At 39.9% G+C, this 20,762-nt stretch carries 18 protein-coding genes; 12 read left to right on the top strand and 6 right to left on the bottom strand.

The window, feature by feature from the left end:
• The first annotated feature begins 362 nt into the window (after positions 1-362).
• The 3 genes from H6G96_RS33505 to H6G96_RS33495 all read left to right on the top strand — a co-directional run bounded on the left by H6G96_RS33505 (position 363) and on the right by H6G96_RS33495 (position 2,342).
• Positions 363-836 carry a hypothetical protein gene (locus H6G96_RS33505; RefSeq protein ID WP_190917720.1) on the top strand — a complete coding sequence of 158 codons (474 nt, stop codon included), beginning with the start codon at positions 363-365 and terminating at the stop codon, positions 834-836.
• A 195-nt stretch (positions 837-1,031) separates the two neighbouring features.
• Entirely contained in the window at positions 1,032-1,433 is a 402-nt protein-coding gene (locus H6G96_RS33500; protein WP_190917718.1) for a hypothetical protein, read from the top strand.
• Positions 1,434-1,448: 15 nt separating this feature from the next.
• Positions 1,449-2,342: a WD40 repeat domain-containing protein gene (locus H6G96_RS33495; RefSeq protein ID WP_190917716.1), complete on the top strand. Its 894-nt coding sequence runs from the start codon at positions 1,449-1,451 to the stop codon at positions 2,340-2,342.
• Between the two features lie 478 nt (positions 2,343-2,820).
• Here H6G96_RS33495 and H6G96_RS33490 read toward each other — a convergent pair whose 3' ends face one another.
• Together H6G96_RS33490 and H6G96_RS33485 are read right to left on the bottom strand one after the other, a co-directional pair.
• Positions 2,821-4,092 (bottom strand): hypothetical protein, encoded by a 1,272-nt coding sequence (locus H6G96_RS33490; protein WP_190917714.1) that lies wholly within the window; start codon positions 4,090-4,092, stop codon positions 2,821-2,823.
• A 160-nt stretch (positions 4,093-4,252) separates the two neighbouring features.
• Complete coding sequence (locus tag H6G96_RS33485; protein ID WP_190917712.1) at positions 4,253-4,792, bottom strand: GNAT family N-acetyltransferase; 540 nt, start codon at positions 4,790-4,792, stop codon at positions 4,253-4,255.
• A gap of 180 nt (positions 4,793-4,972) precedes the next feature.
• Here H6G96_RS33485 and H6G96_RS33480 point away from each other — a divergent pair, with 180 nt between their 5' ends.
• Positions 4,973-5,200 (top strand): hypothetical protein, encoded by a 228-nt coding sequence (locus tag H6G96_RS33480; RefSeq protein ID WP_190917710.1) that lies wholly within the window; start codon positions 4,973-4,975, stop codon positions 5,198-5,200.
• A gap of 94 nt (positions 5,201-5,294) precedes the next feature.
• On the top strand, positions 5,295-7,769 hold the full coding sequence (locus H6G96_RS42970; protein WP_190917708.1) for a PAS domain S-box protein: 2,475 nt from the start codon (positions 5,295-5,297) through the stop codon (positions 7,767-7,769).
• On the opposite strand, the gene H6G96_RS33470 is transcribed toward H6G96_RS42970, so the two are convergent.
• Positions 7,755-9,188: a serine hydrolase gene (locus H6G96_RS33470; RefSeq protein WP_190917706.1), complete on the bottom strand. Its 1,434-nt coding sequence runs from the start codon at positions 9,186-9,188 to the stop codon at positions 7,755-7,757. The two genes, H6G96_RS42970 and H6G96_RS33470, sit on opposite strands and share 15 nt — an antisense overlap.
• Before the next feature lie 397 nt (positions 9,189-9,585).
• On the opposite strand from H6G96_RS33470, the gene H6G96_RS33465 reads away from it, so the two are divergent.
• The 6 genes from H6G96_RS33465 (at position 9,586) to H6G96_RS33440 (ending at position 14,293) form a co-directional block, all read left to right on the top strand.
• Positions 9,586-9,873 carry a hypothetical protein gene (locus tag H6G96_RS33465; RefSeq protein ID WP_190917704.1) on the top strand — a complete coding sequence of 96 codons (288 nt, stop codon included), beginning with the start codon at positions 9,586-9,588 and terminating at the stop codon, positions 9,871-9,873.
• A 120-nt stretch (positions 9,874-9,993) separates the two neighbouring features.
• Positions 9,994-10,404, top strand: a complete 411-nt coding sequence (locus H6G96_RS33460; RefSeq protein ID WP_190917702.1) for an SH3 domain-containing protein — start codon at positions 9,994-9,996, stop codon at positions 10,402-10,404.
• Positions 10,405-11,074: 670 nt separating this feature from the next.
• Complete coding sequence (mobC, locus tag H6G96_RS33455; protein WP_190917699.1) at positions 11,075-11,581, top strand: plasmid mobilization relaxosome protein MobC; 507 nt, start codon at positions 11,075-11,077, stop codon at positions 11,579-11,581.
• A complete protein-coding gene (locus tag H6G96_RS33450; protein ID WP_190917697.1) occupies positions 11,578-13,071 on the top strand; it encodes a relaxase/mobilization nuclease domain-containing protein in 1,494 nt (497 codons plus the stop codon). The genes mobC and H6G96_RS33450 overlap by 4 nt, the downstream gene beginning before the upstream one ends.
• Before the next feature lie 263 nt (positions 13,072-13,334).
• Positions 13,335-13,778, top strand: a complete 444-nt coding sequence (locus tag H6G96_RS33445; RefSeq protein ID WP_015136541.1) for a hypothetical protein — start codon at positions 13,335-13,337, stop codon at positions 13,776-13,778.
• The gene (locus tag H6G96_RS33440; RefSeq protein ID WP_190917695.1) at positions 13,775-14,293 is read left to right on the top strand and encodes a hypothetical protein; all 519 of its coding nucleotides are present in this window, start codon (positions 13,775-13,777) and stop codon (positions 14,291-14,293) included. The genes H6G96_RS33445 and H6G96_RS33440 overlap by 4 nt, the downstream gene beginning before the upstream one ends.
• 23 nt (positions 14,294-14,316) lie before the next feature.
• On the opposite strand, the gene H6G96_RS33435 is transcribed toward H6G96_RS33440, so the two are convergent.
• Positions 14,317-15,099: a DUF4058 family protein gene (locus H6G96_RS33435; protein ID WP_190917693.1), complete on the bottom strand. Its 783-nt coding sequence runs from the start codon at positions 15,097-15,099 to the stop codon at positions 14,317-14,319.
• A 296-nt stretch (positions 15,100-15,395) separates the two neighbouring features.
• On the opposite strand from H6G96_RS33435, the gene H6G96_RS33430 reads away from it, so the two are divergent.
• Positions 15,396-15,818, top strand: coding sequence for a hypothetical protein (locus tag H6G96_RS33430; protein ID WP_190917691.1), 423 nt, complete (start codon positions 15,396-15,398; stop codon positions 15,816-15,818).
• Positions 15,819-15,860: 42 nt separating this feature from the next.
• On the opposite strand, the gene H6G96_RS33425 is transcribed toward H6G96_RS33430, so the two are convergent.
• Positions 15,861-18,146 carry a hypothetical protein gene (locus H6G96_RS33425; protein ID WP_190917688.1) on the bottom strand — a complete coding sequence of 762 codons (2,286 nt, stop codon included), beginning with the start codon at positions 18,144-18,146 and terminating at the stop codon, positions 15,861-15,863.
• Between the two features lie 1,002 nt (positions 18,147-19,148).
• A complete protein-coding gene (locus H6G96_RS33420) occupies positions 19,149-20,756 on the bottom strand; it encodes a helix-turn-helix transcriptional regulator (RefSeq protein ID WP_190917686.1) in 1,608 nt (535 codons plus the stop codon).
• Between the last annotated feature and the right edge of the window lie 6 nt (positions 20,757-20,762).

Here is a 20,762-nt window from a genome sequence, read left to right as displayed (position 1 = left end):
ATAATTAAAGCAGGAACCTACTACAGCAGTAGAGGTAAAGAATTTTGGTACGTGACGAAAGACCAAGATTATTTAACTCTAGAACTCAAAGATGAATCTTGCCAACGAATTATTCTCACAATTGATGAAAATCAAGCTTGGCTGGAACGCATTCATCAGTCTATAGCAGGTAACTAAATATTAGAGGTGGGGAAAAAATAGAGAAGTATAAACTCTATCAATCACTATGACTTGAATCCATAATCTGAGCTAAAAGCCCATTTTTTCATTCAAGTCACAATCACTGACTTCAACTGAATAGCAGAATTAAAGGCATTTTCAACCAAAAAATGTAACTTAACGATCATATCTTGTATCGAAATATGACACATAATTACAAGTTTCAAGCATTACAGGTATTAAGTATTTTCGGGTTAATGACTACTACTAGTATCATGGCATCGACCTCAGCGTTAGCTCAAAGCTTTGACAAACCAAGTGCCAAAGTCAATGTAGAAAGGAAATCAGGAAATTGTCCAAATAACGTAGGTTTATGGTGGATGCCATTTGGTTTTGAAGGAGGAGCAGATCATATTGTGGTAGCTGACATTAAACCTATTGCTGATAATGCCAAAGTTATCAAATCTCATCAGAAATTAGTCGAGTACGAAGCCCCTTTACTACCTAAGTATGCCTCCTGTGTCGGTCAAGGTAGCTTGTATATGTATAGTTTTCAATTTCGCAATAGTAAAGTTTATTTTCGCGTTAATTTAGAGGGGAGAGATGGATATTTTAAAATCATTAATAAGCAATTAGCAGGTGGTAGACCTTATGTATTTTGGCAAGCAGCCGAGTAGAAATCATCTGCCACTATCAATTATGCTGGTATAAATTAATTGTTCCTGGTAATGAATATAAATACCCCTGATAAAATTATCTCATTTACCAGTTCAATATGGCATTGATTGACAGCACACATCTAAGAGGTAAGAAACATTATTTTCATACCTCTTAATCTATTCACTTTGTTTTATCTTCTGAATGTACAAATTATGAAATTATTTTGGACTCCTTTATCTGTGGTAACAATACTAATTGTTTACCCAGTAGCTTTGTTGGCGAATGATGTACTAACGCCAACATTAACTAACATATCCCACTATCATCAAAATTTTAAATCTTGGTCAAATGCTAAACTGATTCATACTTTAGATTTAAAACAGGTTTATCCTGATACTTCTTGCCCGATTTATACAAAGGTGATGGCAATTAGTCCTCATCGTCCAATTGTAGCCATTTCTAGTTACAGTTACGAGCGAGCTTGTGGCGGTACTGGCGACAGTAAGAATAGTAGTATAACTTTGTGGAATTTACAAACTGGCCAGCTAGTCACTACTTTATTTAAAGGGCTGGCTGGAGAAGCTTTTTCCTTTAAAGAGAACTTTGAACCATAAGCAGGTTCTTCATCTATGTCAGGTGATTTTGCCCACGCGATCGCCTGGAGTTATGATGATAAAACAATTGCCGCAGCTTTAGCAAATAAAACTATTAAACTGTGGGATGGGAACAATGGTAAGGAAATTCTCACCCTCAAGGGACATAAATATGCAGTCCGTACCCTCGCCTTTAGTCCTGATGGTAAAATCTTAGCTAGTGGTAGTTCAGATTACACAATCAAGTTATGGAATCTGCCAACAGGACAATTGAGAACTACGCTTTCAGGGCATAAGAGTATAGTGACATCGGTGCAAATTAGTCCGGATAACCAAACTCTAGCTAGCCAAACTGAAACCAAAAATATTAAGCTATGGAATTTGAAAACTGGAAAACTAATTACCACTCTTAACCCTGGTAATTATCCTGATAATCCATTACCAATTACTTATAGTCCAGATGGCAAAACTTTAGCGACAGTTGCTGATAACAGCGTAGTAAAAATTTGGAATAGTCACACAGGTAAATTAATTCGGCAATTAACTGGACATCAAGGTAAAGTGCGTTCTTTAGCTTTTAGTCCCAATGCTCAAGTATTAGCTAGTAGCAGCGATGATAATACAATTAAAATTTGGGATGTCGCGACAGGTAAAGCATATCGTACTTTAGCAAATGTGGGTGTAGCTAAATTTAACCAATCAGCGATCGCAGATGGTGTATTAAAGTTTAGTCCAGATGGCAAAACTTTAGCAACTAGCGCCTTATTAGCCTCAGATGATAATACATATCCTATTGCCAGTGTCAAGCTGTGGGATTTACAAACTGGCAAAGCAATTCAAAGTTTTCCAATTATTTCTCCTTTTAGTTTTAGTTCTGATGGCAACGCATTCATTGGTGTAGGTTCTGGCGGTATCAAAGTTTGGCAATGACTGTTTTGTTTTACCAGATTGGATGATTCACTCAGGTTCTCTAATTAGCTACATTCTGAATTTTTAGACTAAAATAAGGTTAGCAATATCAAGTTTTAACCTAGTATTACATAGAAAGTTTAAATGATTAAAAGTCACTCGATTTTGGATTTGCGATAGCGTAGCGTAAAGCCTTTGGCATAGCTTCGCTTAGAGCGACTGTGCGTAGCGTCTTTTGGATTAACTGCTCCTTATAAAGAAGAGGCTTAAATATTGAAAATTTTATTTTTCATTTCCGTAAACAGAGAGGCTTGAAACCTTTTTTAGATTCTAGATTTAGATTAAAATCTAAATCTAGAATCTAAAATTGTCTCGGTCAATTTATTTCTTTGCGAAAAATAACAGTCATTGCTCTGCTGCTGACTTTATTAATAGATAGTAGTCCATTAAAAAACTATTTCATTACCATAAACAGTGATAAATTATGGTAATGAAAAATCTAGATTTTAGCCTTGCTACGCTGACGATGAAATAAACAATATAAACTAAATATACCCAGTAATTCCGCAGGTAAAGTTGGTTCTGGTACTGATTTGGGTTGGGGAGTAAAATCAACCAATTTATCTGATACTCTATTTCTTAGCAAAGGTGCATCCACATTTTTTAGATATTTATTAAAGAATGCCAGAGTATAGCCATTAATGATTTCGTTATTAATATTTGGGTCAATTATGCCAATTTCATTAAACAAATAATCAGGAAACCCATATTGTGAAATTAGTAAAGATTTGTCAGAAAAATTTTGGTGATCAGCGTCTTTAATAACTAGATGATATTTGTCACCGTTGAGATTTTTATAAAATGTTTCCATTGTTGGATCTGAGTCATAAGAATTGCCACCATTCATCAACATAAACGGTTGATTTAAACCAGTATTAACTACATCAGTCCACAATGTACCATCCATATTGATGCCAGCTTTAAAGCGGTTATCAAGACGCATTGCTTCTGCCGCCGTAGCACCACCTTTTGAGTGTCCAAAAATGCCAACTTGCTCCAAATCTAACTTACCTGTGAGGAGATTATTGGGATCGTTGACATTAAGTTTATTTAATTCATTAAGTACAAACTGAGCATCAGCTGCCCGTACTTGAGTTGCTTGAACAGAAAGCTGCTGTTGGATATCAAAATTAACATCTGGATTACCAATCGCCGATAAAGGAGAGTTGTTTATGGTTGCGAATCTGCCATCTGGAAATACAGTAGCTAGCGCATCATAACTATGGGAAACAGTGGTAACAACATAACCATGACTAACTAGCTGCTCCGCGAAAGAGGTGTAAAACGCAGGTAGCTCACGTAAACCATGTGAAAACAACAAAACAGGATATTTAGATTGAGTAAGAGCCACACTGGCTTCGGGAATAGCGTTAATCTTGACTGATTTGAGTAATTCCCCTACACCAGGAATAGGAATGATTTCTTCTTCTAGCTTTTGCACAACATTATCTTCGATGTAAGGCGCAGATACTCCACTTGCAACGGTTTTGGTGGGATAAAAAACCTGCACCATCAATTCTCGATAGTCGTTTTTATCAGGTGTAAAAATTTCTTTACGGTTGTAATCAGTGAAGTGATAAGCAGTTCTACCCACGTTGTAAGTACCAGTCAAAGGCCTACCCAACACTACTGCGTGTGCTTTGTCTGCTATACTTAAAACTACAGTTGTAGCAAAGGCAACTGATATAGCAGTTTGACCAAATTTTTTCATGTGATTTGTTGACAGGATAGGAAATTAGTTAGGGTTCAACTAGTAATCTTGATGGCAGGCGATCGCTTCAATTAATACGACGATAAGTTGACAAAATATACAATCCCACGCTATTCAGTATTTAGGCGTGCTATTACACAAAATCTTAAGATTCTCTATATTAGATGTCGTTTATTGGTTTATATAGTCTATATTCGACTATATGCAATGTCTTTCCGCCCAAATTGGTTTTGTCATACTCTCCTGCAATTACCCCTCCCAAAGATTCAGGAATTTTTTGACTAGGGATATTGCGCTTGTCTACTGGATAGCGCAAGTATTCATAATCTAAGTTGTTCTCTGCCCATGCTTTGAGAGCAGATATTGCTTCTCTGCCATAATGATTACCATGAGCAGATTTCTTTGTCCAAATTCCAAGTTCTGGCGTATTTGTATTGAGATCATGTAAACCAATACAACCAATAAATTCTTTAGTTTCTTTTAGCAAAATCACTAATTCTAAATTAGTGCCATCTTTTAGTTCTTGGATTGATTGCTGAATAAAAACATCAGTTTTGGCAATATCTGGATCGGGAACGACATGGGTATAATCAGTTATTTCTTCTGTAAATTCTTGAAATACACTTTCTCTATATCTATGTGAAATTGGTACTAATAGTAAACGTTGGCTGTCAATTTGAATATTAGCAATATTATTCATGAGTTTTGCCTGATGTTAATGTGATATCACGATGGGTTACATATTTAAACAATAAGACAGTATCATATTTAATTGATTACCGCAGTCGATTCACCTGATTGGATGAATAATACTTTGTTAGGCAAAGCCAAGCATTATATATTGAATGATGAGCCAAATATTTAAGTTTGGCAGAACCGCTTGAACTCCCTTAATAAAGTCATTGGTGACGGTTGCAATATCAACCGTGATATCAAACAGCAAGTTTTAGACCAGTTTGAAAAATTGACTGTTGAGCAGTTCTATGCACCCAAACTACCAAAAATAGGTGGTTATTTATACAAAGGTATTGCCACTAAATGTGAGCGCTCGCTTCACTCAATCAATGAAGATGCAGAGATGATGGGGAGCAGAGGAGAAACCCCATAGATAAATTATATTTTTGTTTTTCTTTCTAGTTCAACCATATTTGTCCTGATATTATGTAAATCAATATACCGATAAATTCAGCTATCAAATAACTGTGCAGTTACAACAAATCATCAAAAATTTCAGTCAAGAACGTGATTTTGTTGCCACAATTCTTGATACGATTGCTGCTTTAATTATAATCCTTGATAAACAAGGGCGAATTGTCTGTTTTAATAGTGCTTGTGAGGCAATAACTCAATATTCATTTGCCGAAGTAGAAAATAAATTGTTCTGGGATATATTTTCACTTCCAAAAGAAATAGAGTTAGCTAAATTAGAATTTAATCAGATAAATACTGAACAACTTCCCAAAACATCCGAAAGATATTTATTAACTAAAGATGGAAAACAGCGATTAATTGCTTGGACAGTAAATACTCTTGTAGATGAGAGCGGAAAACTTAGTTATGTTATTGCTACTGGTCAAGATATAACAGAAAGTAGAAAAGCAGAAATCTCTCTCCAACATAGTGAAGAAAGATTTCGGATGATGGTTGAAGGTAGTGAACAAGTATTTTTTTATGTTCATGATAACAATCATATATTTGAATATATTTCTCCCTCAGTTCAGACAGTATTAGGATATACACCAGAAGAATTAGTCGGGAAAGAATGTGAATATTTTTTGATAGATGATGCTGCTAAAGCAGAAGCTATTGAATTAACTGATAAAGCTTTACTAACAGGGGAACGCAATAAACCATTTGTAGTAATTTCACGCCACAAAGATGGGAATTCCTTATTCACTGAAGTTGTAGAAACACCTGTGATAATTGATGGTAATGTTGTGGGGATGCAAGGATTCGTCCGTGACATTACCAAACGTAAAATTGCTGAAATCGAGTTATGTCAGCAAAGAGATTTTAATACTACAATCGTGCAAACTTCCCCGGCTTTTTTTGTAGCTATCAATCCAGATGGTACAGTGAGGATGATGAACCAAGCAATGCTGAATGCCCTGGATTATACTCTTGAGGAAGTTGTTGGTACTAATTATCTTGCTAATTTTGTCCCGACAGAGCAACAAGAAATGCTGGCGCAAGTTTTCCAGTCAGCAAATGTACAAGAATTATTACCCAACCAAGAAAACTATGTATTAACTAAAAGTGGTAATAAATTACTTATAGATTGGCACGGCAGAGCAGTTTTTAAAGAAAATGGGGAGCTTAACTTCTTCTTTGGGTTTGGAATTGATATTACTGAACGCAGACAAGGGGAAATTCAATTACGTGCAGCCACCCAACGAGAGCGATTAATTGCAGAAATTGCGCTGAGAGTTTTACAAAGTTTAAATTTAGAGGAGATTATCAACACTACAGTAACAGAAGTTCGTCAATTTCTTCAAGCCGACAGAGTATTTATTAGCAACTTTAATGATATTGTACAAAGTAAGATTTTCGCTGAATCTGTAGCTATAAATTGCCAAGCAATTTCAGAGGTATTTTTAAAAGATAATGATTATATTCAAGAAATAAAAAGTTTATTCTCTCAAGGAAATATACAAATAATTGAGGATGTTAACCAAATCCAACTTTCTCCCAAGCGTGCTTACTATTTCGCTAAATATCAAGTAAAAGCTTGTTTAGCAGTACCAATCATGGTGGGGGAAAAGTTTTTTGGTACATTGGTTGTTCATCAATGTTCGAGAGTGCGTCATTGGCAGCAGGTAGAAATTGACTTACTGCAACAATTAGCAACACAAGTAGCAATTGCTATTCAAAAAGCTCAACTCTTTCAACAAATCCAATCGCTCAATCTCGGTTTAGAACACAAAGTGCATGAAAGAACTGCTCAATTGCAGCAAAGAATGGTAGAAATACAAGATTTATATAAACGCCAAGATGAGTTTTTACACGCTGTCTCTCATGATTTACGCACACCCATTGCAGGGACTTTGATGTTATTAAAACACTGGCAACAATCACCTGTAGAAAATATCTCTTTATCTCGGAATATTTTAGATAGAATGATTGAGAGTGGTGAACGCCAACTGCATCTAATTAACTCATTGTTGGAAACACATATTAGTGAGATTCAAGGAATTTCATTACATTGTGAACCTGTAAAAATCAGTGAATTAGTGAAATCTATTACTGAAGATTTAGAATCATTATTTGTAAAAAATCGTGCAACTATTCATAATTTGTTTTTGGATGATTTGCCTCTTGTGAATGCAGATTCTTTGCAATTAAGGCGTGTATTTGAAAACTTAATCAGTAATGCACTAAATCATAACCTTCCAGGGTTACAAATTACTTTGCAAGCAAGCTTAGAAGGAGAAATGATCCGTTGTCTAGTGCAGGATAATGGTGTGGGTATGAACGAGGAACAATGCTCAGAAATATTTGAACGCTATTCTAGAGGCGATCGCCTCCGGGGGGGCGTAGCCCATCGCTCTCGTTCTACTGGTATTGGGTTAGGATTATACCTCTGTCGCCAAATTATCACAGCACATGGTGGAGAAATTGGAGTTCATAGTAGTCCGGGAAAAGGTGCAACTTTCTGGTTTACCTTACCTATCGCTTAAACGTGGATATGCACGTAACCCATAGCTCAAAAATGTAATCTTGCCTGTTTTATCCCGCAGGAAAGCAGCATTTCCTATCTGTGTGTTCCCTAAAAATACCCCAAATGTGTCTGGGCGGAGCGATCGCAATTCGAGATCCGGTTGTCCGGCAAATTTAGTCTTAAGCTTGCCTTGTTCTAGAACAATTGCCAGAGTACCTAGCTTCCCTGTAATTCCAGAAACAGCATAGTTTCCGGTATAGGCTTTGAGTGCGTTATCCTCTAACTTAATTGGAGGTGCAGGATTCGGTTTTGGCAGTTTCAGCAAAGATTGTGTAGCTGCTTCCAGAATTGGGGTAGAGTTAAAACCTACTTTATTAGCCAAAATTACAATACCAAATTTCTGGGATGGGATGGTCTGTAGTGCAGCACTATAACCATTAATTGAGCCGTCATGCCCAATATTTGTAATGTTGTCATTTTTCGGCTCGACAATTAACCCTAAGCCATAGCCCACATTCAATGAGGCAATGTTTAACACAGGCGTTTTCATTGCTTGCATAGAACTTGCACTCAATACGGTTTTGCCATTGAGTTTGCCATCTTGTAGGAGAAATAATACCAAGCGGCTAAGGTCTTTTACCGATGAAAAGACAAACCCTGCGGGGTATTCAGCGACGTTATCAGGATTAGGGCGCACAGTTTCCAGTCCTGCTTTGCCTGGTTGATAACCCACTGCTAGGGGATAGGTCAAAGCAACATTAGGTAATAAAGTTGTACGCGCCATTCCCAAAGCTGGAAAGACATTTTTGTCCATGTAATCAGCATAATTCATCCCGCTTACCCGTTCGATTAAGCGTCCGGCAACTGAGAAAGCCGGATTGGAGTAACTTAATACTGTTCCCGGTGGTGCAAACGCGCTTTTTGGTGTCAGGCTGGTAACGTAATCTTTGAGCGCAGCCGCATCGATACGTCCGTAAGGCTCACCCCCATCAGCAAGTCCTGAGCTATGGGAAATAATTTGTCGGACTGTAATTTTGGGATTTACTTTAAACTCTGGCACATAGTGAACAACTGGTTCATCAAGCTTGACTTTGCCAGCTTCTACTAATTGCATGATACCAATTACTGTTAATGGTTTGGTGGTTGAGCCAATTCGGAATAGGGTTGCAGGTATAACTGGGTCTTTAGTTTCAGTGTTGCGAACACCGAAACCTCTTTGAAAAGTCACCTTGCCATTTTGCACGATCGCTACAGCTAATCCAGGGACATCTTGCGCTTTCATCTGCGCTTCAATGGCTTTAATCAGGGGTTGAAATTTTGCATCAGTGCTTGGTTGAGAAATCCCAGGTGCGGCGATCGCCATTGTATGAATATTGAATAATCCCAAAATGGGAGTGCAGGCAAGCAATACGCCGAGCGAACGACGAATAGTGGACATTAAATCTTCCTCCATAGCGAATGGTAAATCAAAATAATTCGTAATTCGTAATGACGCTCCTGCGGACGCTCGTACCTCTCTACGAGACGCTCCGCGTAGCTTGGCTTGCTTCCCCGTAGGGGTACGCTACCGCTTCGCTATCGCTCTAAGCGCAGCTATGCCGCAGGCTCTACGTAATTCGTAATTCTTTTAATTACGAATTAGTAGTTATTTGGTCAATTGCTGATTTCATAATCGCTCTTTGAGTTGATTTTGCACTTCGCCTGATTGTGCCAACTTGCACCTCTGGCTGATTCACCCGATCAGATGAATCGATCTACTGAGACTCATCTGGGGAAGTTGCGATTTAATCACCGCTTTACTATGCAGTCAATGGTGAATTTAACAGGAGGCAGTGATGAATACACAATCGCAAGACTACAAAAAACCTGAACTTCTTGGTGATGAGGTTCCTGTTCCTCAATCCAACTTGCAAAAATTGACCCAGCAACTAAGACGATTCGGGCAATGGATTTGGAATGTACTCACCACCGAACCTGAGTTGAAAATTTGGCAACGCAAAGATCGTGCAGGGAATGTTTGGTATGAAGTTTACAATCCCAAAACAGGCCGCACCGCTTGTCTAGCTTCTGAAGAAGAAGTGCGGATGTGGATCGAGGAGTCTTTTTACCGCCGGAATATTTAGAGCGACGATGCTCCGCCCCGCCGGAGGAGATCGCCTGGGAAATGGTTTGGACTGGTATCAATAACAACGATTTTGGTGAACCAATCCCAACTGATCACAATACTTAAGAGATGTGTATTTATGAACCGTATTCCACTATCTACTCAATTCACTCGTAGATTGTTCAGTAAAGGTTTGACCATAACCGCGATCGCCATTTCTCTTCTAGCCAGTTATTCCCCAATGGCGCAAGCTAGATTTTGTCGAACGATTGCCAAGGACTGGGATGGCTATGTCGATGTGAGATCATCACCCAAAGTTCGCTTTAACAACATTAATACCATGCTTCCTAACGGCACAGTATTAGATGTTATCGGACAGCAAGGCAATTGGCTGGAAATTTATACACCGGATAACAAATTGGGCCCAAACTATGAAACCGGATGGGTAGCAGCAGAGCAAACCCGGCGGATCTGTTCTAGGGATGGCAGACCCCACCGATATAACCAAAATTACGACGATTACCGGGATTACGAGCCTCGGCGAAATTAGCTAGTAAGCGAGCGCTCATGTATCACTACCTTTGCGAAGTTCTACAACAGAGCGTGGATTTCATCTAAAAACTTTTCTCAGTATAAATAAGTGATTATTATTACAATTTTACTCTGAGGGACAAAAAAGGGGAGTAAGTAGGGATTAAATGGGGTAAAATTCCCACTCATTCCCCTTAAAAGTGGATAATTATCTCTACAAATAAAAATTATTATTTTTTCCAGCAAAAGAATTGTCCATATTTTTGGTAAGAACTGGGTGAGAACTGGGGGAAAGTAGGGGAAGAATGGGAGGAAGCGAACACCTGCCTCTAATTCCAGCCCTCGCGCTCAAACCCCCACTGTACAAGACTTCCCGTGTTTGCTATACTTTTCGTATACCGTAGTCGCATTTTGGGTAGCGAGCAATGGCGGCGTATTACATTTCTTCATATAAATCCTAGTTTTTCGCGCCGCCAAGCTCGCCAAAGTGGGTCTCACCCCCTTTGGAAACCCCCAAAACTCGATAATAAAACAGTTGATTTTATTACCGAACCGGCTCGCAATGAATGCCTCTGGCTTCTAGCAGTGGGGCTGCTTATCAATATTAAGCGTGATGATTATTAATTTCTGATAAGTTTATCAATTTATCGTAGATTCAAAGAATTCTTTAAAAAACCTCATTTATATAGATGAATAGTAAGACCACTACAGCCAAAAAAGTTTTTCAAGCTGGACGCAAGTCAAAACCCAAACCAAAACGCACTTCACTTGTCAGCCTCAGACTAACCGAATCAGAAAAAGAAGATTGGGAAGCCAAAGCCGAAGCTGCTGGTATGGGGAAGAATCTCTCCAAATTTATCCGCTACTGTGTTGAGCGAGATCGTATCTATATCACTCCCCCAGTACCCGCCATCAACGAAGCGACATACGTAGAACTGGGTCGAATTGGCAATAACATCAACCAAATTGCCTACGCCATCAACCGCGCCGTTAAGTTAGAAGAGGCGATCGCAGTTGACCCTCGCCCTGAAATTGAAGCCCTCAAACCATTACTGCTAGAAATAAAGCAGATATTACTGGGAATGCCGGAAAACCCTGAACTACCCGACTCAGAACAATCTGCACCTGTGGCTAACCAACCCGAACAACCGGAACAACCCGACCAAGTAGTTGCTTTCCCCCTGGAGAAGAAGTGATTGGCAACATCACCAAGGGAAATGGCTTTTACGGTTGTGTAGCCTACGTCCTCGGCAAAACTTCGGCGCGGCTGATCAATACTAATATGGCAGGAGAAACACCCGCCCAACTTGCTTGGGAGTTTCGCTCCTTTGCCAATAAAAACCCCAGAGTCCAAAAACCCGTACTGCACCTATCGTTTAGTCCGGCCCCTGGTGATAGAAGCCTGGACGAGTGGGAATTATGCCAAATAGCGGAAGATTTACGAGAGGGGTTGAAACTGTCGAACAACCAATTTATTTTGGTGCAGCATAACGATGCGGAATATGACGGGCAAGTTCGACCCCACGCACATATGGTAATTAACCGGGTATCCTACGATGGCGAGTGCAATGACGATTATTTAGACTATTACCGTACAGAAAAAATCTTACGTCAAATAGAAAAAAATTACGATTTAATTATTCAACCGTCCAGTTGGGAAGTCGATAAGAAAAAGGCTTACCCTAAACACGTACAACAAGCAGAAGAATCTGGAAACCAAAATATAGTTGAATGGTTGCAAAAGCAGATTGAACAAGCCGCAGTAGATAATCCTGCAATGCCAGTATTTGTGGCCCGATTGTTAAAAGAAAATATCCAAGTTGATTGCAAGTTTACCCGTACTGGTAAGCTCAAGGGGATAAGCTACTGCTTGGATGGACAGCCGTTTAAAGGTGGGGATTTGGGTAAATTATATACTCATGTTGGCATCCGGGAACATTTAAAAGTTAGCTATCAAGAAGAATATCGATATCCAACTGAGTCACTAATTGAGAGTTTTAAGCGAGGGCGAACAATTGACGATAAGCGGATTAATTATCTGGAAAGTTGGATTGAGTGGAATTTTAAACAAGATTCTTCATCCGATGGAGCATTAGAAAAAACAGCAATTATCGAAGTATTAAGTACACAAGATAATTCAACAGCAAACTTAGAGCCAGCACTTGAAGAAGTTCCCACAATAGCAAATGAACCGTTCGCTAAAAAACAAACTGTGGTAGTGTCGCCACCCTCATCCCCTACAACAGTTGAAACGATGCAAAACCAAGAATTTAATGAATTACCAGCACTTATAACTGTTACGGACGATAACAAAATTCTTCTTGGCGTTGCAGCAGAACCATCCGCACTATCACAGGAGAAACCAACTGAGCAACAGCCCGATATCGCAGAACAAATTGCTCGGATGCGAGAAATTGCCCCCATCGTTGCGGAATATCTCTTAGTACTTAATAGTACAGCATTTAAAGGTAATAGATACTCGGCGACAATTGAAAATAACCAACTAACTCTGATACGTAACAGTGATGGTATTCAGGTGATGAAAGCTTCCTATACCTCAGAAGAATGGCAACCCATAGAACCACCACAATTGGGTGATGAAGATATAACACAGTTACAAAAACTCATACCTGTAATTCAACAATTGAAAAATAAACATCAGGAAGTCTCTTTATCAGAGATATAGGAATCCTACTTGAATCTTGCTAAGTATTTTGAGAAATAAACCTTTGTATAGCAAGCTTACAGTCACCTTGAATTTTTTCAAATCAAATAGGAGTTTTCTAGAACTGGACTATATATTTAAACACTCCTGAATGCTAATTTTTTAATTAAAAAATAGAGCCAAAAATCACAATATAAATCCGCTATAATCTGTAAATTTTGTATTATTTATTTGCTTCAGTGGTATGCTTTTAAAATCAGTAGAATTGGTGCTATTTATTAAGAATGATTCCTGAGTTTGATGAAAACGGTAATCTACCACCAGGGGTACATTTTGGCGAGTGGCAGGAGTTTAAAGAGAGGTTTGGGTACACACCTAAAAGAGCCAAAATGATTTCAGGTTTAGAAGAGTTAATGAAACAACTAAAAGCAGCAGAATGCCGTACAATTTACATCAATGGCAGTTTTGTGACAAATAAAATAGACCCAGGAGATTTTGATTGTTGCTGGGACAGAGACGATGTAAATATAGATTACCTCAGACAAAATGCACCACTAATATTAAAATATTATGACAGTGCAGCACAGAAAGCTAAGTATAAAGGGGAAATTTATCCATCCGACCAACCCGTGGATGAGTCTACAATATCAATAGAGTTTTTTCAGCGCGATAGAAAACAAAATCGTAAGGGTATTGTAGCTATTAACTTATTGGAGTGGGAGCCATGATTAAAGATGATAAACAACTGGCATATTCCCAGGAATGGGCAGAAAAGTTTGCTGAAGCCAACCGGAAATTAAGGGCGAATGAAGAAAAGCGATTAAAAGACCCGGATGGCTGGCAGTTAATTCAAGATTCTAACGATGCGTTGCGGCAGAAACTTGTGGATGAAATTGTTGAGTATGAAATGTTAGCCGCCCATAATCCCAACGAACCTATCACTCTACAAGTGGAGTGCATGAATAAAATATCCGACTTATTAATTAAAGCCAGAATTGCTTTTAAAATCACGCCAAAAGAACTGGCAGCGTTATGCGGACACACGGAAGAACAAATTAAATTATTTGAAGATAAAGACTATCAAAATGCAACATTCTTGGATTTTTTAGCAGTTTCTGATGCCTTGGGTGTTGAAATTCTTGATGGTAAATTTATTGCCAAAATGGATGAATTTTACCTCAAACGTTTAGAGGGAATACGGCAAGCAGCAAGTATTAATGCTGAATTACAAACTGCATCTTAAATATTGAAGCAACTCTATACCTGCTACAAAGAAGATTTACCTAACCGTTTGTACATCCACTCAGTATCCGTATCACTCAATGCTGGTGGGGGTGGAGATTGGGTGTAGTCTATCGATAAATCATACCCAGCTTCGTCATAGATAGCATTCAGCACGGCTTGCAACTCCAGTACAGCATCGGGGTCGCCTTCGCGCAGGGGAACGGGTATCGTCGGGAGAGTATCTTGTAACGTCACAGGCCACAGATCAATTACTCCAGACCCAGCCCGCGTTAAGGTGATCAAGTAGGGAACATCTGGAAGGCGGGGGTGGTTAAATGGTCGATTTCCCCGGCGCAGCAAGTCTATTTCAATTAGATGGACGTTGGCATTATATAAACGCTGGCGTTTTTTACGGTAGTCGGCTAAACCGGGTTCGCGTTTGTTTACGGGGGAGAGAATTTCGATACAGCTTACTAGTACATTGTTGGCTGTATCCCGAATTTCGACTGTGGGGATGCGGACTTCGACTGGTTGGATAACTGGAAGCGTTAGTGGTGCGGGGGTTGTGGCAATATTCGATGTGGGGGTAGTCGGAGTTACGTCGCGGCGTTGTCTTATCTGCAATACCTCGACATCTGGGTACAAAATGCCAATTTCACTTGAAGGGGAAATATCTTCCACAACATATACTTCCAGTCGTGCGGCATATTTGGGACGCAGCTGTGGGACGAGGAAGGTACGAATTTTACTAGCAAGGGCATTGTGTACGTCACTCCACAGGTAGCCTTCAAGATATGGGTCCATACCGGGGAACGGGGAAGGCATTTTACAAGCTCGCTTGACTGCACTTTTATCTTAGATCACCAGAAGACTCCAAGTTCCGCTTCGCTACCTACTCTAAGGCTGTAGGAGTAGGCTTTTAGCACTCGCAATCGACTTTCGCTACGAGTTGCTAAACAATGGGGATGGGAAAGACTCAAAAATTATATATTAGAACTATCGGGCATAATGAACTATTTTTAATTGAGATAATGAGTCAAAATTTTTAACATGAATACAATTAAAAAGATTCTTTCAATATCTGTAATAGGAAGACAATTTATCTAATTAAGGTATGATTTATGAGTAGGAAAAGACCTTTAGCCGAAGTCATTCAACTAAACTCAAAACGTCAAACTCATTCCAAGCAAAATAAGTCAATTTACTATCGAGAAGGAATATTTGAGTTAAGCGACCATTGGGAAGCTTGGGTATTAGTCGATGCCAAAGAATCTGATGATGATTTTCTAGAAGAAGGAACATTGGATGAGTGCCTATTCGCACTCACTAATTTCATCAGTTTTGAAGTCACAAGTAAGTTTTTAAGACATAATCTAGGACCAGAGGAAATGAGTAGAAAACAACAGGAGCGGCGAGAAGAAATTAAGCAAGAATGCTACCGTCAGGGAAGATATGAAGGTATGGGATGGGTAATCGAATCCGTAGTAGATAAACTTACTCTCGAATCAATGATTAAGGAAGGGTTTTTTGAACCAATTCAATAAGTTTTTACATGAGGATGTTGTAAACGATTTTTGACACAACTATCACTCATTGGCAGGTTCTGCAAAAGCTGACTCTAAGCTAAACGGCAGACAACCTGGATTCACGGCTGCCCACGTTTCGGCTTCTGCTACCAGCACAGAGCATCCCGAATCGAGGTAAAATTGCATTTTGGCACGTTGCTCTAAGCGATCGCGTTCCTGAGTGCTGAGAATATGTCTCGTGATTACGCAGTATTGGCGCACCTTAGCCCTAGCTTGGGTTAAAGCCATTAGCCGTAGTTTTGTCACTCGCTTGAGTTCCTCGATGCGGTAGGAAACATCAGCAGTCTCGTCACCAACAGATACGGTCTGCAACCCGTTATTGGCACTTTGGAGTGATGATTCTGCTGTCACGCTAGCAGGTGTTGAATTACCCTCGGATGCATTCTGCAACCCGTTGTTAGCAATTTCCTGTGGTGGTTCTGGTGCAACCGCAGCAGGTATCGAAACTACACCCAGCCCGTTATCCTCCCTGATAGATAAGTTTTGATTATCAACTTTTGACAACGTGCCGGAGCTACAGGGGTATATAAAATCCTGATGAGAACTGAATTGATTTGATTGTAAAATATTTGTATGAACTGAATTCTCTAATTGATTGCTGGTTTTATTTGAATTAATTTCAGCAGTATTAGAAGAATTTATGAATTCAAGATTTTCCACAGGCTGGATTAGAGCTGACTCTTCCTGAGAAACATCGGGCTGTTCAACTACCTCTGCTGACTCCAGCCCTTGGGGGACTGTAGCAGCAGGAGGTAAACACACAACCTTCATATAGGGAGAATGCCCGTTGATGTCCATCTGGTAAGGATTTTGGGCATTTTGATTTTTTTCCGGGCTATATATTTTATCAAAATGCCCGTCTTTGCTTATCTGACAAGGGTTTGAGCTATTTTCTGCCCAAGGGTCAGTTATGTACCATTTGGGATGCCACAGGTGTAGATGTTTCCGCAAGGTATCTTGAGAGAGGGTTTTGTGAAAACGTTGCTTATATTCGTTGCTGATCGCTTTTGTACGGTCGGTTATGCCCTCTGGTAAGCCTGTACCCCATTCCAAGGCTTTTACTGCCCACCGAATCCTTCTTTGGGCTTCTAGGCTGCGTTGCTGGTTTAAAGCTTGGCGACGATCAAAGGGGATGATGTTGTCTTTGGGTTTGATTATGCCGTTTATGAGAGCGTAGCTTACTTCTTTGCCGGATATCGCTTCGGCAAAGGTGTTGGCAAATGTCCCCAACAGGCGTTCTGGATAGCTGGCATAGGGGGTATACCACTGGTGTCGAATTGTACATTCTATCCAATGCCGCACTCTGGCTTCGATTTCGTGTTGGTGTCGGCAATATTGCGTGTATCCAGGGGCGGCTGTGGCGGTCTCTACGGCGTATTTAACTAATGCTTCGCCCTTTAAGTCCAAAAAGACGATTCCGTAGCCTACAAGGATTTGTAGCAGGGTGTTTGTTTGTCCTTGTCCCGTCCAGCCTGTGGTGATGATTTCTTCCCAGTTGGCACGCCATTCCTCTACGTTGGCGGATGCTTTTTTGCGATACAGTTCTCGGTTGTGACGCTTTCTGGCTTTTTTGATGGCGCGTTTGAGTCGGGTTAAATCTTGACGGACTGCGGCGCGATCGCAATAATCCAAAAAGACACAAACCGAGTCACTCATTGGTTGCAAGTCATCATCTAGCAATAGCGCACCGCTACCCAGTTGCATGGGGCAACGGATGGCATTGTAGTTGATTATGCAGTTTTCGCCGTAGGGTTTGACGTTAGGGAAGATTTCTAAATGCCCTTTGCGGGGGATAAATCCTGCGTCTCTTAGGGTGTATTCTAGGGCGCAGGCTAGGTTGAAGGTGGGCTGGAGGGTGGTAAAGGTTATTATCAGGTGATAGCCACCGCTATGACTGGACTGGATGGGGATGATATCGACTATGCCGATGTCTTCGAGGGCGGACTTGATGCGGTTGATAGATTCTAGGTTATGGTAATCGCCGCCTGCATCGAGGTCGATTATGGCATAACGGGTATTGGAACCAAAACGAACGCCAACTAGCTGCTGGCTGTTTTGATGCAATTTCCACAACTGGGATGGCTGGAGGTAATAGTCGATGGTACGCCACGCTGGTTTGGAGACGAAGGCGGGTACGGAGGCGACTATCGCACCAAATGGATGCCAGAAATATTTTACGTAGCACTTGCCCACACTGTCGGCTGGCAGGTGGGGTTTGATTGTGGTTTTGGAAAAATGCGTCCGATTTGATTTAGCAAAATCGTCTGAGTTTTGTGGCAGATACATAAATGGCGTTCCCTCGATGTACCAATAAAGGTCATCGGGTAGCCGCTAATCGGCATCAAGCCTCTGTGTATGTAAAAAACTGCTGTTGGGCTTAAAAAAGCCTAATTTTTCTTTGTTTGCGGTTCTTGAAAAAGTTAGCTTTCTTCTCAAAATGAAAGTAGCACAAGGGTTTCAGACCCAAATTGCAGGTTTTTACATCTATCTCGGTTTAATGCCTAGTTGGTCAACAAGAGGCTTATAGCCTAGAATGAAATCAAATTTAAAAATCTAACTTTTTTTAGGTAGGAGTTGGATAGCTCCCCAGTGTGCTGAGATGATTACCAGTCATCTCGCGGTCTTCACTCTACTAGGCTTAGGCTATAAGTCTTTAGTTGAAACCAAGCACCTAGCGGACTACCCAGCTTTTTTTTGCAATTGACATAACTGTTGATTGAGTAAATCCGGCAATTTAATCTTTAAATCCATAGACAAAATTCCTTGGTAAATGCAGTCTTTTGCTTGTGACCATCTGACGCTGTAACCCACTCAAGCCAAACACGGAGCATTTGGCAAGTACCCAAAAAAGCACTTCTTTTGCGTGATTTACCCCCTCAGCAGACAGTCGTATAAGTACTATTGCAAGATCATGCCATATCCGCAAGAACAATGTTTGAAAACTGATCTATCTTCTCCGAAGAAAAAAACCCTTATTTAGCAAGGGTTATAGCGACAGTTCATCCGGGGATACTAGAGTTTTTATCCGGGGATACTAGAGTTTTTGTTCTAAAGCTCAAAGCTATACAGGGCAAAGCTTTGAAGCCATTTTTTTCAATTTTTTTCCCTAGAACTAAATTTTTTCTAGAACTAAACTAGAACAAAAACCACTAGAGTTTTTGTTCTAAAGCTCAAAGCTATACGGGACAAGGCTTAAAAGCAAATTTTTTCCTATAACTAAACTAGAACAAGAACCTGCCGCTTGAAGTTGATAGCCGACTGGTGTCAAGACCTTTTAAGTATTAATACTTAAATTTTGATATCTAAGAGGATGCGGACAAAGGCGGCTTGTTGTAGGCTGAGGGGGCGATCGCCTCGTTCAACTAGTGAGATAAACTTTTGGGATACACCAAGAACGCTAGCCAGCTTTGTCTGTGGCCACCCCTTGGCAATACGCGCTTCCCTCACTTGGCTGCCAGTCAATTTAATGTCTTCTGGCGTTGTATCCTTCGCTTTAGGCTGTAATTGTTGTACCTTTGGCTTAACTTTGGATGCTATTAGTTCAGGAATAGGATGTGGGGGTTTGATGGTCAGCTTGGCATCCAGTAGTTTTTTAAAGTAGCCTCTAGGCTTTTTCTGCGTGTATTCTGGTCTTAGCCATTCGGGGTATGTTTCTGGGTCAAACACAATTTGCCAGTCCAAATTAAGCAGATGCTTCAGAGCGTTATCCCAGCGCTGTTTTAGGTCGTAAGCTCTACGGAAGTCTGATAAAGCTTTATCTATTTCTGTTTTGGGCAATACAATTTCTATTAGCTCCTGTACCTTGTAGCTTCCATCAAGACGTACCCGACTATCCAATGTCAAATATATAGCCAACCTTAGCGTGAGTTCTTCATGATATGGGTCAATTTTTAAGACATTCTGGGCTAAGTAGCCAAACTGATATAAAGCTTCCCGCGATTCGGCTCCCGCTTTGTTTAAAAAGTATTTAGTCCAAGTACCAGGTTGAACAATTATTTGAACTTCATCAGGCTCTTCTATTTTTCCAGATGTATTTACCTGACCATATGGCACAATCGTGATGTTCCACATACGACCAACAGGGGTACTAGCATTTATACCACCTTTTCTATTTCTCCCTTCTATCCATACTGTTTTAACTAATAAACAATCCAATGCAAATGCGGTTTTTGCTATTTCTAAAAGCTTTTGACATTTAGGTAAATCAGTTCGCTTATCCCAACCAATTTTTTCTATCAAATCACTGCCTTTTACAGTAAATAAACTCTCCCAAGGTTTTTCCTGCTCCATTGTATAGGCAGCCAATATTAAATGCAGTTTGGCACTAGTAAACCCAAATTTATCGATAATCTGTTGGGCTTCATTCCAAGGAAGTAATGTTATATCACCAGGGGTACTAATATAATGCTCAATATAATTTTGGGGATTGCCTTTAGCTTTGTGTTGTGCAACTGCTATCCCTTCTTCATTTTTTTGCCACGACTCTTCTTTCTTGATTTGAGAGTTAATGCTTGAAAGCATAAGTGCTGCTGTAGGAATAGCCTCAAATGGCTGTGATTTAAATAATGAGTTTTGGTGGCTGTCTCTATAGCCTTGAAGATTGTTATTTACTATATTATAGGAATTTTGCAGATTATTTTCATCAATTTTATGTTTTCCTGAAACTATTGAAGAAATAGTTCTATGCAATACTTCATTAAAAATAGCTTCAAACAAGTCAGAATTATCTGTCGCCTCTGACGCTTCTGATGCAGATAATGTCTTTTCACCTTGTAAATGTTGCGGTAATTTATCGCTTATAACTTGTCTAACATTATCTTGTATTTCCAGCAAAATAGAGGGACTTAGTTCATCTATATCATTAGGATTAACGGATTCAAAGCTATTTTGATTCATGAGATT

Origin of the sequence: Nostoc sp. FACHB-892, from assembly GCF_014698795.1 — a bacterium.
GTDB lineage: Bacteria > Cyanobacteriota > Cyanobacteriia > Cyanobacteriales > Nostocaceae > Nostoc.
This window is presented reverse-complemented; position numbering and strand designations above follow the sequence as displayed.